Origin of the sequence: Carnobacterium sp., from assembly GCF_045617425.1 — a bacterium.
GTDB lineage: Bacteria > Bacillota > Bacilli > Lactobacillales > Carnobacteriaceae > Carnobacterium_B.
The window spans coordinates 25,242-41,592 of the sequence record NZ_JAZLIO010000013.1; the positions used below are offsets into that span (position 1 = coordinate 25,242).

Genomic DNA, 16,351 nt, shown 5'->3' on the forward strand with positions numbered 1-16,351 from the left:
CTTTAAATCAAATGATCAATTGCGGCCTGTTCAATAGGGATTCCTGCTTTATACCGCTTAATAAAGATTTCAAAACCTTCAACATCTTCTTTTTGAGGTTTTTCTTCCGTACCTGTATCACCTGCAAATACTTGATTCTCTAGAAACTCTTCTAGTGATTCATTCTCATTCCTTGTTTTAATATAGCTTGCTAACAAAGCAATTCCCCATGCTCCGCCTTCTCCGGCTGTATCCATTACTGATACGGGAGCATTCATGGCGGCCGCCATAATTTGTTGTCCAACTTTTTTTGTTTTAAACAAACCACCATGACCATAGATTTTGTTGATTTGGACCTTCTCTTCTTTTAAAAGTATGTCCATACCGACTTTTAACGCTCCTAAAGCTGAATAAAGATGAACACGCATAAAATTGGCTAAATTAAATTGACTTTCAGAAGAACGAACGAATAAGGGTCTTCCCTCTTTTATTCCTGTAATATTCTCTCCAGAATAATAACCATAGGATAATAATCCACCGCAATCCTTATCTCCTTCAAGCGCTTTAGTAAATAAAAGTTCAAATAACTTATCTGTTTCCATCTCTATTCCTGCTGTTTCTAAAAATTCACGAAACAACTTGACCCAAGCATTGATATCAGAAGAACAATTATTTGCATGTACCATACCAACCAAATCACCAGAAGGGGTTGTTACTAAATCAATTTCCGGATATACTCTTTGTAATTTTTTTTCCAAAACAATCATCGCAAATACCGAAGTTCCAGCAGATACGTTCCCAGTATGTTTAGCAACACTATTTGTAGCAACCATTCCTGTACCTGCATCGCCTTCGGGTGGACATAATGGAATGCCAGGTTGTAAATTTCCGGTTGGATCAAGAAGTTCTGCACCTTCTTTTGTCAGATACCCAGCCTCTTCTCCGGCTAATAATATTTGAGGTAAGATTTCTTCGAGTTTCCAAGTGTGATTCTTATCTGCTACTCGTTCATTAAATTGCTTAATCATTCTTACGTCATAATTTTTTGTCTCTATGTCAATCGGAAACATTCCCGAGGCATCTCCAACTCCTAAGACCTTCTTATTTGTCAGTTTCCAATGGATGTAACCAGCTAATGTCGTGAAGAATGTTATATCTTGTACATGAGATTCTTGATTTAAGATTGCCTGATGCAAATGAGCAATGCTCCATCTTTGAGGAATATTAAAGTTAAACAGTGTCGTCAATTCTTTTTCTGCCTGTTCAGTCATTGAATTACGCCAAGTACGAAAAGGTACTAATAACTCATCTTTCTTATTAAATGCCATATATCCGTGCATCATAGCACTAAATCCAAGAGAACCAATCGTTGTTAATGTTTCTCCATACTTTTCTTTTACCTCTAAAGCCATTAGCTGATAACAATTTTGTAAACCCTTCCATATGTCTGTAAGTGAATAAGTCCAGATATTTTCTTCTAAACGATTTTCCCATTCGTAACTCCCTGAAGCAATGGTATTAAATTCCTGATCAATTAATACGGCTTTAATGCGAGTAGATCCAAATTCAATTCCTAAGGATGTTTCCCCTCTAGCAATGGCTTCTTTTATCAGCCTTTTTCTTTCTTCCAAAGCTTTTCCCCCTCTTTCGCTTAACAGTAGCAGTTAAAAAATTTAACAGTATTTATTACTGCTGAATTGCAACCGTTTTCCATAAAACAATTATAAAATAGTTATACGTACATGTCAACGAAATTATAACTATACGTACGAACAAATTATGCAGATTATCAATAAAAAAAAATAAAAATGACTCTACTGTTCGTATGAAAAATCACTCAGCCATTTTTATTTTTTAAATTCGCTATTCTGCTTACATTAATTTTTTGCTACTATAGTAACCACACTCATTGGAGGCATTTTGAGTGTTAATTTAGATTCATTGATTGAATAACCTTTATAGATTTCTTTTTGTACATTATCTGGTGTTTCAAATGTATTATGGGCATCTGTCGTTTTAGCAGCTAATACCCAAGCTTCTATATTTCCAAAGCTTTCGTTATTTACTTCCAATACTATTTCCTCTTCATTAGTAATACTATAGTTACATAACGATACTGTTAACGTTTTTTCTTTTATAGACGCTGTATAGCTGATAGTATCTGAGGTTTCACCAACTGCATCAATTAATGATGCATCTTGATGATTCTGGTACATATCAAACACATGATACGTTGGGGTTTTTATCATTTTTTCCCCGTCCGTTAAAATCATCGATTGCAAAACATTTACCATCTGAGCAATATTAGCCATCTGAACACGATCCGCATGCTTATGAAAAATATTTAGAGTAATGCTGGCAATCATAGCATCTCGAATAGTATTTTGTTGGTATAAGAAACCTGGATTTGTTCCTTCTTCAACGGCTAACCACGTTCCCCATTCATCCACAATTAAGCCAATTCGTTTTTCAGGGTCATATTTATCCATAATAGTACTATGTTTTGTAATAAATTCGTCCATTTTATACGCGCTATGAATCAACGAGAACCATTCCTCATCAGGAAATCCAGTTGCTGGTCTTTTATCTTCCCATTCAGACGCCAAAGCATAATGATGTAAACTTAATCCATCCATAAAAGGAGCAGCATTTTTCATTAACACTTCCGTCCAATTATAATCGTCTATATTTGCTCCACAAGCAATCTTATAAATTTTTCTATCTGTATAGTTTCGAACAAAGGTCTGATATTGGCGATATAAGTCAGCATAGTATTCTGGGCGCATGTTCCCTCCGCCGCCCCAACTTTCATTTCCTACTCCAAAGAAATCCACATTCCAACCTTCTTCTTGACCATTTTCTTTTCGTAAATTAGCCATTGGAGACTCTCCAGGAAAAGTCATGTAGTCAATCCATTCTTGCATTTCTTGAACGGTTCCACTGCCTACATTTCCATTAATATAAGTTTCTGTTCCCAGTTGCTTGCAGAGTTCGAAGTATTCATGTGTACCAAAATGATTATTTTCTACAGTACCGCCCCAATTTGAGTTAACAATTTTTTTTCGTTTTTCTCGTGGTCCTATACCATCTTTCCAATGATACTCATCTGCAAATAATCCTCCCGGCCAACGCAGTACTGGAACATTAATTTCTTTCAACGCTTCAACGACATCCGTGCGAATACCATTTTCATTAGGGATATCCGAGTTTTCTCCCACCCATAGTCCTTCATAAATACATTTTCCAAGGTGTTCAGCAAATTGTCCATATATATATTTGTTGATTTTTGCTTTTTTGCTTTTTGGTGTAAAAGTAATATAATTCATGTTTTATTCTCCTTTGTTAGTCACTTTTAATTTATGTTCCTGGCATTCCAAATATAGGCATGCCTTCTTCATTCCAAGTAAAAACTTGTGCATTTGCATGTCTATCTGGAACATCCAAGGGCTCTACTTCTGTAACTTTTTTTGGCCGAGCATGATAGATCAATACATCTTCATTACCATCTTCACTAACTGTAAATGAATTATGTCCTGGTCCAAATAACAAGTTCTCTTCAGATGAAATAAATACTGGCGTTTCTAATTTGTTCCAACTATTTTTATTTAATAAATCATCGTCTACATTGGCCCATAACAATCCCATACAATAATTTTCATCTGTTGCACTAGCAGAATAACTAATGAAAATTTTGTCGTTACGGATAATGACTGCCGGTCCTTCATTAACCAAAAACCCGATTTTTTCCCAATCATATTCAGGAATACTCAACAACAATTGGTTTCCAACTAATGTCCATGGATTTTCCATTTCTGATAGATATAAATTTGAATTACCAGGAATAGATGGATCTTTTTGTGCCCAAACATAATATAATTTATCGTTATATTCAAAAGTGGTAGCATCTAAACTAAAACTCTCGGTTTCTGTTTTCACTTGACCTTTTTCAATCCATTCACCTGTTAAAGGGTTTTCATCAGCACATTCGAGTACATACATCCTGTGCTGAAATGTTCCCTCAGATGTAGCATCGTCACTAGCTGCTGCAAAATAGATATACCATTTACCTCGTATAAAATGGATTTCAGGAGCCCAAATTAATTTACTCATTTCTCCATTTTCATGAGCATGCCAAACAATAGCTTTTTCTCCATCTTCTAACTCGTTTAAGCTCCTAGCTCTTCTTACTTCGATTTCCTGGTAACCAGGAACAGAACCTGTGAAATAATAATAGCCATCCGTGTGTTTGTATATCCAAGGATCCGCTCTTTCTAAAACAATTGGATTTTTATATTGCGTTAGTGTTTCTTTCATATTATTAAATACTCCTTATTTTCATTAGTTTGTAGTTCTTATACAAAAAATAGATACTCCTGAAGATGACATTCCTGTAAATGTTATGATTGGTTTATTCTCATAGTCATTCCATTGAGAAAGAAATACACCATTGTATTCGATATCATCTATTATTAATGAAGCAGATTCGCCATCCTTTATTTTCCAACTACCTGTTAATTCCCCAGAAATCTCCCCATTTTTCTTTAATTCAATAGATTGAGTTTCTTTGATATCATTAGTTATATCAGTACCATGGTTAACGAAGTGATATTTACCAAAAACTTGGTTTTCTGTATACATTTGAATAGTTTCTCCAGCGTATCTCAATGGTGCAATAACTGGCCAGTCTTTTTCATTAAAAAAGAACTGATGAACTCTTACTTCGTGTTCTTCTCCTCTATTCGGAAAGCGTGTATGGAAGAACAGAAAATACTTGTTTACTTTAGGATCATAAATTGCTGAATTATGACCTGGAGATACATATCCTGCAGTAGAAAAAATCTCATTAGAATCTAAAATAAAATTCCCCATTAATTTTGCCCCATAGGGTTCGATTGCTTTATCATCAAAGAAACTTCCAACTGCACCTTTTGCTCCAATCATATCTTGATTTTTGGCATCAATATATGGCCCATCTGGGGTTTTTGACCTGGCAACACGTATATTATATCCACCATTTGCATCCAGTCCTCCGAATGATAGGAACAAGTAATAATAGCTCGTTTCTGGGCTATATAAAATGTATGGGGCTTCAATTCTACTATGATTAGCTCCTAATAATTTTTTTCCATATTCTTGATTCGGTTCTGGCTTTCCAGTTGCTTCATCCATTTTAAGTATGTAAATACCACCTGAATAAGAACCATAAACCATCCATAATTGATTCTCATTATCAAAAAAAACATGGGGGTCAGTTACATTCGGTTCAACTGTCGCATCGTGCATTTTTCCGTTTTCTTTTATAGATCCTGATTTCAATATAACTCCAAGATCTTTATAAGGACCTTCTACATGGTCAGATATTGCAACTCCTAATGTTGAAAGAGGGGTTGTTCCTTCTGCAGCAGTATAGTACATATAAAATTTGCCATCTTTTAATTGTATAATATCTCCTGCCCACAGAGTTTTTGTTTTAGCATATTCAAAAGATTCAGCTAGTTCTTTATAGACATTGGAAAATAAAGTATTAGTTGGAACACTTGTTGAAAGTTGCTCCCACTGTATTAAATCTTTACTTTTAGCAAATTCCAAATGCGAACCTATGACATAAAAGTAATCATTGACAAAAACAACTGATGGATCATGTACTGTAGCATTTTTAAATTGTGGTTCCTCATAGTTATGATCCACAGATTCTGTTTCTGAACACCCCTCTAAAAATAAAGCTGACAATAAAAGAAACATGATAAAATATTTCATGTAAATCCCCTTCTGTTTTATTCACTCTATCGAATTTTATTATTCATTAATTAATTAATTAGACCTCTACTAAACGAATAGCCTTATTTTTAGATTGATACACTACAAACATCATTAAATAGCAAAGTAACGAAATAACATCTAAAGTTATTAAGGAGAAGAACACTAAAATTCCTGACCATACTACAATTTTTTTCTGTATTTTTCCATCTTCTATTTTTTTTATAATAAAAACGTTTATAAAACCTATAACAAAAAGAAGTAATCCATAGGTCACTGAAACAGTAAACAGAGAATCCACTAAGTTTCCATTTACTTCTAACTCATTAGTAGGGATAGTTCTTAAGTGAGCTATTCCTTCTGACCTAACCCACATAGAATACCCAAAGACTGTTATGAAAGCATTGATTATATTCCATATAGATCCTATCAAAAATAATTTTCGTTCGATATTCCTTTTCATTCCTTTTCACCTCTATTATCCTTTTACACCAGCATTTAGATTCATTGATTCTATGAAGTATTTTTGAGCAAATAAGAAAAGTAAAACTGTTGGTATCATAGCAATAATAGCTGAGGCCATTAATTCTCCTGTCATTGCATATCCACCATATAAATCTTGAAGTAATTGTAATCCCGCAGTAATAGTTAGCTTATTTACATCATTTAATACAATTGTCGGCCATAAGAAATCATTCCATGATCCTATAAAAGAAAATAATCCTGTTACAATTAAAACTGGTTTAACTAAAGGTAGTATAATTTTAAAATAAATAGTGAAGTCTGAAGCACCATCCATCCTAGCAGATTCATCAAACTCTTTAGGAATTCCTAACATAAATTGGCGTACAAGAAAGACATTTCCAACACCACCTAATCCTGGAACAATTACTGCTAATGGTGAATTTACCCATCCAAGTGCTTCGACAATTTTATAAGATGGAATAATATTAACAACCGCTGGAAACATAGATAATGCAAGAATAGTAAAGAACAATGTTTCTTTTCCTTTAAAATCAATACGAGTATATCCAAATGCTGCTAGTGAAACAATAAGTACAACTAAGAAAGTATGTGAGCCAGAGATCACCAATGAATTTAAAAACCATTGAACAATTGGTGCACTTGACGTATTAGTTAAGACACTAATATAATTTTGAACAACCCAGTTTGCAGGTAACATGCTAAATCCTACAGTCATGATATCTCCTTGAGCTTTAAAAGAGGTGAAAAAACCAAATAGCACTGGAAAGACCCAGACCACACAGGAAGTTATTAAAAAGAAGTAAGCTAAATACTTTGTTACGTTAATTTTTCTCATGTTCTCTCTCCTTGCTATCCTTTAGAATTACGATACATGACAATAAATTGAAAAACTGAAATAGAAACTATCACAAGTCCTAACAATACCGACATCGCTGAGGCCATACCAGCAACTGACTCCCCAGTACCAAATGCTAGTTGACGGATATACATCATCATTACATGTGTAGATTGTTCAGGTCCTCCGTTTGTTATCATTAATGGTTGCGCATATACATTAAATGCTCCAGCCGTAGACATGACAACTGTGTAAAACAATGGAAAACGGATAGATGGTAAAGTAATACTAAAAAATTTCCTTACTGGACCAGCTCCGTCAATATCAGCTGATTCATATAAATCAGCTGATACTCCACTGATAGCTGATCGATAAATAATTAAGTTCCCACCAATAGCACCCCATAAGGACATGAAGACTATGATAGACCATGCATTAGGTTGATTTACCATCCAAATTGTTGCTGAATTAAGCAAATTATTTACAGGTCCTAAACGTGGATTAAATATCAGTAACCAAATAATAGCTGCTGCTGACACTGAGATCAGTCCTGGAATATAGAAAATAGCCTGAAACAAGCTTTTGAATTTTACTTTTTTATTTTCTAAAGCAACTGCTACTGTTAATGGTATCAAAATTTGTAATGGTACCGTTAAACCTACAAATAATAATGTATTCTTTAATCCGTTTCTAAGTTGAAAATAAAATGTTGAACTTTCATCAAAAAGAAGTGTTTTAAAATTGCTAAGTCCTACCCATTCCGGTTCTCCAATTAGATTCCACTGTGTGAAAGATGCATATATACCGTATATTGTCGGTATAAGTATAAATATTAAAAAAAGAGCAAGGTGAGGTCCAATAAAAGCAAATTGCTTCATCGACTTTCTCTTTTTCTTCTTTTCAGTCTCAGCGACTAATAAATTTTCACTTTGCATTAGTTATGTCATCCTTTCTCATGCAATAATTTACGGTATCGTGACTATGATACCGTAAATTATTTCAGCTTATTAATACGTAGTGACTTATTCTTCTGCTTCTTCTGCTTCTACTTCTCCTGCTCCACCTTGAGCTACTAAATCTTCAACTTGACGTTGTGCTTGAACTAGACCATCTTCTATTTCAATATTTCCATAAATCATATCAACTAATACTGTTGCTAACGCTTGTTCTACGTAACCATAGTGCTCGTATTCAAAAATATGAAGAGATTCTTGTTCTTCTTCAGAAGACGTAAAGAATGATTGTGGATATTGTTCATACTCTGGATCTTCAAAAATATCTCTACTTGCTACAATTTGTCCTGCTTTAGCCCATTCCATAGAATTTTCGCGTACGTAATTTAAAAAATCAGCAATTCCTTGTTCTTTTTCATCTGTTCTTTCTTCACTTTCTAACATTGAGAACAAATGTGCTGATGAACGGTTATTAAATGTACCTGGCTCGAATGCATAGGTATTTGTTACACCCCAGTTTAATGTTTCAACTGAATCATGTGCTGTTGAAGTCCAAGTTCCATCAGTTGAAAATAGGACATCTCCTCCTTGAAAAATTGCATAACCATCCTCACCATTTGGAGTAATTAGACCTGCTTCTGCTAATTGACGTAGCTGAGTTACTACTTCTTTCATTTCCGGTGTATCAATCGTTGGTTTTCCATCTTGTTCAATGCTTCCACCACGATTTACTACATTAGCTAAAGTTGTCCATTCAATCAAAGCATTGTTGATTGCATATTGACCTTCATCTAACTTACCTTCCAATGAAAGTATTTCTTCAAATGTAACTACATCATCCTCTAAAAAATTAGAAACCCCGTACTTTTCTAGCAGATCAACATTATAATACATCGCACTACCATGTATATCTAAAGGAATAGTATATTGCGTACCATCTACAGTACCAGGTACCCAAGCCTGCTCTAAGTAATTATCAGCATTTAAATCTGTATTGTTTTTCATTAAAGGATCAATTGATTCTAACATTCCCAATCTTACAAATCCCGGTACTCTATCCGCATGTATTAAAGTTAAATCTGGAACCCCTTCACCTGAGTTCATTACTGTATAAATTTTCGTGTACATGTCAGGAGATATAACTGCTTCTACTGGAAATTCTGGATCAGTTTCATTATATGCTTCTACCATGTTATCCATATAAGCACCATCATCACCTGTCAAAGGATTCCAAAATGTAATAGTATTGGGATTACTACAACCAGAAAGAGTGACTAATGCCAAACCAGCAATTCCTGTTAGCAAAGATTTTTTAAACCTGTTCATTATTTAACCTCCATATTTTTATTTAACACTTATTCTAATTACATTCCAAGATAGCGGTTTCAATTCTGTTTTTAAAGAGTTAGTATGTAGCTCTATTGAATTCCCTTTACTTAAATTAACCTTTTCTTTTTCTTGGTTTGTTTCTTTAACATCGTATCCGGACATCTGAGTAGTTTCAACAATCTCTTCCATTTCAAATCCTTCAACATTTATTGAAAAGTCTAAATGTTCATTTTTAGAACGATTTACAGCAAAAATAACTATTTCTTTTTTATGCTCATCATACGTTGCGATACTTTCAAGAAACGGAACTGCATCAAAATCTTTAGTAGCATAAGTATCGCTCTTAGTTTCTGGTTCTAAAACAACACCTCTACCAAAATTTGAGACCTGCATAAATGGGTAAAAAATAGTTTGCTTCCAAACATCCCCTTCTTTATTTGTCATAATTGGTGCAATTACATTAACTAATTGAGCTAAACAAGCAATTTTAACTCTATCAGCATTTTTTAATAAGGTAATAAGCAGACATCCGATAAGTAAAGCGTCTTCAAAATTATAAATATCTTCTAATATAGGAGGGGCTACTTGCCAAGGCTTGATTTCTTTATCTTGTTCATTAGAATGATACCAAACATTCCATTCATCAAAAGAAAGATTAATTTTTTTATCGCTTCCCTTTTTAGATTTAATGGCATCACACATCGCCACTACACCTTTTATAAAACGATCCATATCTAACGATTGAGCTAAGTAATTTTCTAGATCATTTTCTGGATTTCCATAGTAGCAATGAAGTGATAGATAATCTACGTGCTCATAAGCATGTTCCAGAACAGTCATTTCCCAAGAACCAAAAGTTGGCATCTTACTTGTCGAACTTCCACACACAACTAATTCAATATTATCATCTACTAACTTCATTGCTTTTGCCGTTTCTTCAGCTAAACGTCCATACTCCTCAGCTGTTTTATGCCCGATTTGCCATGGTCCATCCATTTCATTTCCAAGACTCCATGTCTTAATTCCAAACGGTTTTTCAGCCCCATTTTTCTTTCTTAAATCACTCCAATAGGTCCCTCCTTCAAAATTACAATATTCTAGTAAGTTTCTTGCTTCGTCGATTCCTCTAGTACCTAAGTTTACTGCCATATTTACTTCGGCTTTAGCTTCTTTAGACCACTCCATAAATTCGTGAAGTCCAACTTCATTTGTTTCTATCGTTCGCCATGCTAAATCTAATCTTCGTGGTCTTTGTTCTACAGGTCCAATTCCGTCTTCCCAGTTATACCCAGAAACAAAATTACCTCCTGGATACCGAATTAGAGGGACATTTAATTCTTTAATCAAACTCAATACATCTTTCCTAAATCCTTTTTCATTCGCACTCGGATGTTTTGGTTCATAAATCCCTTCATAAACAGCTCTTCCCATATGCTCGATGAAGGATCCATATAAACGCGGATCAATCTCTGAAATAATTTTATTTTTACTTATTGCTAAAGTTGATTTCATTTTTTTACTCCTTACTATTTTTTCTGATATCTTATATTGTAAAAACTATCTTCTAGAATTAGTTTATAAACATAATATAAACATATATGTAATCGCTGTCAATAGTTTTATGGTTAATTGTTTTGTTTTTTATTTTATAAAGATTAACTAATTAGTTAATCTTTATTCGTAAAAAAGAATTGACAATAATTTTATTAGCCATTACACTAATATCAAATTAACTAATCAAGATATTCATTAACTTAGGAGTGATTTCATGCAAATAGATATATCGGATGCTTCATTACCTGTTTATGAAGCTTTAGCCAGTCCTGTGAGACTCAACATCATTCAATTGCTTTCTAAAAATAAAATGAATATAAAAGAAATCGCTGCAGCTATTGGATTAAGTAGTGCTGTAATAACAAAACACATCAAAAAATTAGAAGCATCTGGCTTAATTAAAACTGAACGAATTCCGGGGAAATCAGGATCACAAAAAATTTCGATATTAAAAGTTGATCACATAGAAATTCTATTTCCCAAAAAAATTTATCCTTCTTTTGAGACAAGAGAAACTACTATTCCAGTAGGACAATACACAGATTATTCAGTTTCCCCAACTTGTGGTCTAGCTACTCTCAAAGATTTTATCGGAGAAGTTGATGAACCGAAATTTTTTATGGATTCAAAAAGAATGGATGCCCAAATTCTTTGGTTTACTGAAGGTTATGTAGAATATAAGACACCCAATTTTTTAAATGAAGATGAAAAGTTAGAACAACTTGAAATCAGTATGGAAATTTCGTCAGAATTTCCATTCTCAAATGATGTATGGCCATCTGATATTACGTTTAGTTTAAACGATAGTGAATTAGGTACTTGGACTAGCCCAGGTGACTTTTCGGATACTAGAGGTAAACTAAACCCTGAATGGTATCCTTCTAAATTAAATCAATATGGGTTATTAAAAACAATAAGAATAACTTCTCATGGAACATATATGGATGGCGAGACTTTATCAGATTTTACAATTCAAGATATTAATACGAAAAGTGAGATTTGGAGTTTACGAATTGAAGTAAAGAAAGATGCCGAAAATTTAGGTGGAGCTACTTTATTTGGAGAACATTTTGGAAATCACCCGCAAGATATTAAATTTAAGATGTACTATTCTTAAATTTAAAAAAACCATCTTACTAAAATATAAGTAAGATGGTTTTTTCATGTATTCTTTTAACATAAACCTATTCCAACAACTTTTATTTCTTTAATTTAACCCAATAATTTCCCACCAACAGCGTAGTTCGTTTTTTTCATGTCTTCTATAATAACATGAACGCGATCTTCTGTTGCTCCGGTATTCTTTACTACTGCTTGCGTAATGTCTTTAACTAGACCTGCTTTTTGTTCTGCAGTCCGACCTTCAACTAATTCAACATGTACAAATGGCATAAAACCCTCTCCTTCCCATGTATTGTTCTCTCAATTTTAGCGATACATTTTTTACTTTTCAACTAGTTTTTTATTTTTAGCTGCCCCAAACAGATTATTAGAGTTTTACCCTCACTATTAGTATACTTAGTACGTACGATAATTAGAGAGGAGAATTACAAATATGGCAGATTCAAAATTAATGTATCAAACTACAGCAATTAATACAGGTGGACGAAATGGAGAAAGCCATTTACCAGATAAATCATTTTCTGTACGTGTTTCGACTCCAAAAGATATGGGCGGTCCTGGACAAGGAAGTAACCCAGAACAATTATTCGCATTAGGCTACAGCGCGTGTTTCAATTCGGCTTTAGAGCATATGATGAAAGAAGAAAAAGTCTCTGGAAAAAGCCAAGTTACCGCAACTGTAGAATTACATTCCGATCCAACTGACGGCGGATTTAAGCTTGCAGTAAAATTAGATGTTGGAATTGAAGGTCAAGATGAAGCAACTACTAAAGAATTAGCAGAAAAAGCTCATGCTTTTTGTCCTTACTCAAAAGCTACGAGTGGCAATATCGACGTAACCGTCACTGCTGTTGATTACGAAGCAGATAAATAAAACGATGATTAAAAGGAGTTGAGACGGTTGTCTCAGCTCCCTTTTTTTGTATTCCGGTCCTTTTCTAACTACGCGTTCAATGTGAGAAGTGATTTCATTTACGTTTATTGATTAAATAGATACCGAATAAAGCTCAGTTTAACTAAGAAATAAGTTTATTGATTAAACAACCACCAAATAAGTTTCCATTTAATTAATAAAGCAGACTTATTGATCTAATAAATCCTAAAACTAGTCCCATTTGATTAATAGTACACACTACAGACCTAGTCGATCAATCTTGTCTTATCTCCCTTTTGCATGTTTCTTATTCTATTGATTGACTCATCTCCACGTACGTTTTTTCATATTGTTGTACGGCCCACTTATGACTACCTCTTTTTAATTTAGTTAACGCTTCAGAAATAGTCATCCATTCTAAACGATTAAAATCCTCTAGCGGATCACAAATGGATTTCCATGACTTAGCTGTATAAAAATAGGCAGGATTATGATAATGTTGCTTCCGATGTTTAGAGTAATAATAATCCTCAGCCTCACCAATAAATTCCCCGAGCTCTATTTCAAAACCTAATTCTTCCATTGATTCCCGTTTTGCCGTTTCTTCATGCGTTTCATTGACTTCTATCTCTCCTCCTGGCAATAAAAACGAACCATTTGGAGGTGACATGAGTAAGATTTGTTTTTTTTCTGGGTCAAAAATCACAACATGTACACCAATACGCGTACGATAGTTTTGATTCTCAATTTTCATTCCAAATGTTTCTCTTATCATTCCACATTCCCACCCTCATCAAAATCTCATCTTCTAACCTTGTACATATTATAGTATATATACGAAAGAAAGACAGCTTAAATTTAAGCTGTCTTAGTTTGGATGCTGTATTATTTAGTTAATTAGACCTTAGTCAATTCCAATTGCTTTTCGCAAAGTCTTATTTTGAACAACAAAGTATAATAACATAATATTAACCGGTGCTAAAACAAGATTTTGCACTACTCGTGTTGGAAAAATCACTAGAATAGCTTTATCTAACATGATGGTTAACCAGATTGTATTCAAACCTAAATTTACAAAAACGGTAACCAACAAAATCGAGATAATGATTCTTTTTAATGATTTTGGTTTCTTATAAAGAATCAGACCATAAATCATTCCTCCGATAAATGCAGATAAAACAAATCCTGGGAAAAATACTCCCCCACCAAATAAAATCGTCCCGACTATATCTGCAATAGCTGAAGCCGTTCCTGCTATCCAAGGGCCGTACAGCATACCTATAATAGCTATTGGCAAAAAGCCAAAACCAATGCGGACTATTGGTGTTTCAATTGAAATAAATTGGGTCAATACAATTTCTAATGCCATTAATAACCCAATTTTAGAAATACTTCTTGCATCGTACTTGTTCTCACTCATTTTGAAGATCTCCTTTGAAGAGCTCCACACATAAAATCTTATGCAGCGAATGCAAAAACAAAACCGCAAATTGTCTAAACAATTTTTCGTCCGTGGGCAACATCCCATCCCTACGACACTTAACGCTTTGTCTCCTACTCTGATATATTACCTAACCTATTTAGTAGATATTTTAGGCAAATCCACTATAGCACATTCTATCTGTTTGGGATAGTAGCAAAAACCACTAGTTAAACTATATTCTTTTAAATTAAATTTAGTTATTGACAATCATTTTTATCTTCTGTATATTAAGAACAAGTTAAATATATGATAAAAAGATGATAAAACACTATGAAAAGAAGAGTACGTTTGTACCTGTCTATTTTAGAGAACCCAGTAAGTTGCTGAAAATGGGTTAGTCAGATTGAACCGAAGATGGTCTTTGAGTGGAGTTAGCAAAACACTTTTAAATGTGTCAGCTTTCTACGGGAACACCCGTTACAGTGTCACAGTATAAAAAGATGATGTAGTCTGATGTACTGGATAAGGTAAGTATAGCAATATACTTATAAATTAAGGTGGTAACACGAAGCAGATAACTGACTTTCGTCCTTACAAAGAAACGGATTCATTTGTTTCTTTGTAAGGACTTTTTATTTTCACAACTACATAATCAAACGCAATGAAGAGAAAAGTACTTTTACAAAATGCACTAACAGAGAGCCTGAATGCTGAGAACAGGTTTGCAGGAGTAAAAAGAAAATGGCCTCTGAGTGGGATACCAAGTGTTTTAAACATTAGGCTATCACGGGCGCACCCGTTACAGTGCTAGAGTATCAGAAGTTTTTTTCTCGTACTTGATAAGGAGTTGTTTGTGAAAACAACTCAAATAAAGGTGGTAACACGACGGTAAAGCGTTCGTCCTTTAATCTACAGCAGTAGGTTAATGGGTGAACGTTTTTTCTATTTTAAGGAGGAATATAGATGATTACACTAAACAATGTCAGCGTTACGTTTGAAGGCAAAGAAACAAGTATAAAAGCAGTAGAAAATGTTCAGTTAACGATTGAAAAAGGAGATGTTTTTGGTATTGTCGGCTATAGTGGTGCTGGAAAAAGCACTTTAGTTCGTACCATCAACCTTCTTCAACGACCGACAGAAGGAACAGTAATTGTTTCAAATCAGGATTTATTAAGTTTAAAACCTCAGCAATTAAGGGCTGCGCGCAAGAAAATTGGAATGATTTTTCAACATTTCAACCTAATGGGCTCTCGCACGATTGCTGAAAATGTTGCTTACCCTTTAAGGAAATCGGGTTTAACTAAATCACAAATCAAAGAAAAAGTTGACGGGTTATTACAGCTTGTAGGATTAACCGATAAAAGTTCCGCGTACCCTTCTCAATTATCTGGTGGCCAAAAACAGCGTGTAGCTATTGCTCGTTCTTTAGCCAACGATCCTGAAGTCTTATTATGTGATGAAGCCACAAGTGCCTTAGATCCAAAAACAACTCTTTCGATTCTAGAATTGTTGAAGGAGTTGAACAAAAAATTAGCATTAACAATCGTCATCATCACACACGAGATGCAGGTCGTAAAAGAAATTTGCAACAAAGTAGCTGTTATGGAAAATGGTCATGTTGTTGAAGAAGGCGATTTGGTTTCTATTTTCACTGAACCTAAAGAAAGGATCACAAAAGAGTTTATCAACACTTCTACTCATGTTGACCAAGCGCTAGAAAATATTTTAAAACACCCTACTTTACTTGATTTACAGACTAATGATGTTTTGGCTAACATTTCTTATGTTGGTGAGAGTACGAGTGATCCACTAATCGCTACATTGACTACTCGCTTTGGAATTACCACCAATATTTTATTTGGGAATGTCGAGATTTTACAAGAAACACCTGTTGGTAATCTGATTGTTGTCTTAAGTGGCGAACCTGGGCGCAGAGACAAAGCCCTTGCCTATTTAAAGTCTAAAAACGTAAAAGCATCCTTGATTAACCATCACCAACAAGTTATCCCACTAAAAAAAGACCATTATATTATTTAAGG

At 34.1% G+C, this 16,351-nt stretch carries 15 protein-coding genes, 1 riboswitch and 2 other annotated features; of the genes, 3 read left to right on the forward strand and 12 right to left on the reverse strand.

Features of this window, described 5'->3' with window-relative positions:
• Positions 1-2: 2 nt before the first annotated feature.
• From ACKI3H_RS06810 to ACKI3H_RS06850, 9 genes are all read right to left on the reverse strand, one after another.
• Positions 3-1,610: a xylulokinase gene (locus tag ACKI3H_RS06810; RefSeq protein WP_407371532.1), complete on the reverse strand. Its 1,608-nt coding sequence runs from the start codon at positions 1,608-1,610 to the stop codon at positions 3-5.
• Between the two features lie 246 nt (positions 1,611-1,856).
• Positions 1,857-3,305 carry an alpha-N-arabinofuranosidase gene (locus tag ACKI3H_RS06815; RefSeq protein WP_407371533.1) on the reverse strand — a complete coding sequence of 483 codons (1,449 nt, stop codon included), beginning with the start codon at positions 3,303-3,305 and terminating at the stop codon, positions 1,857-1,859.
• A gap of 31 nt (positions 3,306-3,336) precedes the next feature.
• Positions 3,337-4,293, reverse strand: coding sequence for a family 43 glycosylhydrolase (locus ACKI3H_RS06820; protein ID WP_407371534.1), 957 nt, complete (start codon positions 4,291-4,293; stop codon positions 3,337-3,339).
• 24 nt (positions 4,294-4,317) lie between these two features.
• Positions 4,318-5,736 (reverse strand): glycoside hydrolase family 43 protein, encoded by a 1,419-nt coding sequence (locus tag ACKI3H_RS06825; protein WP_407371535.1) that lies wholly within the window; start codon positions 5,734-5,736, stop codon positions 4,318-4,320.
• 58 nt (positions 5,737-5,794) lie between these two features.
• Positions 5,795-6,199: a hypothetical protein gene (locus tag ACKI3H_RS06830; RefSeq protein WP_407371536.1), complete on the reverse strand. Its 405-nt coding sequence runs from the start codon at positions 6,197-6,199 to the stop codon at positions 5,795-5,797.
• 15 nt (positions 6,200-6,214) lie between these two features.
• Positions 6,215-7,057, reverse strand: coding sequence for a carbohydrate ABC transporter permease (locus ACKI3H_RS06835; protein ID WP_407371537.1), 843 nt, complete (start codon positions 7,055-7,057; stop codon positions 6,215-6,217).
• A gap of 14 nt (positions 7,058-7,071) precedes the next feature.
• Positions 7,072-7,992 carry a carbohydrate ABC transporter permease gene (locus ACKI3H_RS06840; RefSeq protein WP_407371538.1) on the reverse strand — a complete coding sequence of 307 codons (921 nt, stop codon included), beginning with the start codon at positions 7,990-7,992 and terminating at the stop codon, positions 7,072-7,074.
• An 87-nt stretch (positions 7,993-8,079) separates the two neighbouring features.
• Complete coding sequence (locus ACKI3H_RS06845) at positions 8,080-9,336, reverse strand: extracellular solute-binding protein (protein WP_407371539.1); 1,257 nt, start codon at positions 9,334-9,336, stop codon at positions 8,080-8,082.
• Positions 9,337-9,354: 18 nt separating this feature from the next.
• The gene (locus tag ACKI3H_RS06850) at positions 9,355-10,851 is read right to left on the reverse strand and encodes an alpha-N-arabinofuranosidase (RefSeq protein WP_407371540.1); all 1,497 of its coding nucleotides are present in this window, start codon (positions 10,849-10,851) and stop codon (positions 9,355-9,357) included.
• A 256-nt stretch (positions 10,852-11,107) separates the two neighbouring features.
• Here ACKI3H_RS06850 and ACKI3H_RS06855 point away from each other — a divergent pair, with 256 nt between their 5' ends.
• Positions 11,108-12,010, forward strand: a complete 903-nt coding sequence (locus ACKI3H_RS06855; protein ID WP_407371541.1) for an ArsR/SmtB family transcription factor — start codon at positions 11,108-11,110, stop codon at positions 12,008-12,010.
• Positions 12,011-12,105: 95 nt separating this feature from the next.
• Here the strand turns inward: ACKI3H_RS06855 and ACKI3H_RS06860 are convergent, their stop codons facing one another.
• Positions 12,106-12,285: a 2-hydroxymuconate tautomerase gene (locus ACKI3H_RS06860; protein ID WP_035021281.1), complete on the reverse strand. Its 180-nt coding sequence runs from the start codon at positions 12,283-12,285 to the stop codon at positions 12,106-12,108.
• Between the two features lie 163 nt (positions 12,286-12,448).
• Between ACKI3H_RS06860 and ACKI3H_RS06865 the strand changes: the two genes are divergently transcribed.
• Positions 12,449-12,889 (forward strand): organic hydroperoxide resistance protein, encoded by a 441-nt coding sequence (locus ACKI3H_RS06865; RefSeq protein WP_350452130.1) that lies wholly within the window; start codon positions 12,449-12,451, stop codon positions 12,887-12,889.
• A 307-nt stretch (positions 12,890-13,196) separates the two neighbouring features.
• On the opposite strand, the gene ACKI3H_RS06870 is transcribed toward ACKI3H_RS06865, so the two are convergent.
• Positions 13,197-13,664, reverse strand: a complete 468-nt coding sequence (locus ACKI3H_RS06870; protein WP_407371542.1) for an NUDIX hydrolase — start codon at positions 13,662-13,664, stop codon at positions 13,197-13,199.
• Positions 13,665-13,793: 129 nt separating this feature from the next.
• The gene (locus ACKI3H_RS06875; RefSeq protein ID WP_407371543.1) at positions 13,794-14,309 is read right to left on the reverse strand and encodes a folate family ECF transporter S component; all 516 of its coding nucleotides are present in this window, start codon (positions 14,307-14,309) and stop codon (positions 13,794-13,796) included.
• A gap of 41 nt (positions 14,310-14,350) precedes the next feature.
• Positions 14,351-14,453, reverse strand: a riboswitch (THF riboswitch).
• Positions 14,454-14,633: 180 nt separating this feature from the next.
• Positions 14,634-14,908 (forward strand) — a binding site (T-box leader).
• 56 nt (positions 14,909-14,964) lie between these two features.
• Positions 14,965-15,220: a binding site (T-box leader), on the forward strand.
• A gap of 55 nt (positions 15,221-15,275) precedes the next feature.
• Here ACKI3H_RS06875 and ACKI3H_RS06880 point away from each other — a divergent pair.
• Complete coding sequence (locus ACKI3H_RS06880) at positions 15,276-16,349, forward strand: methionine ABC transporter ATP-binding protein (protein ID WP_407371544.1); 1,074 nt, start codon at positions 15,276-15,278, stop codon at positions 16,347-16,349.
• The last annotated feature ends 2 nt before the right edge of the window (positions 16,350-16,351 follow it).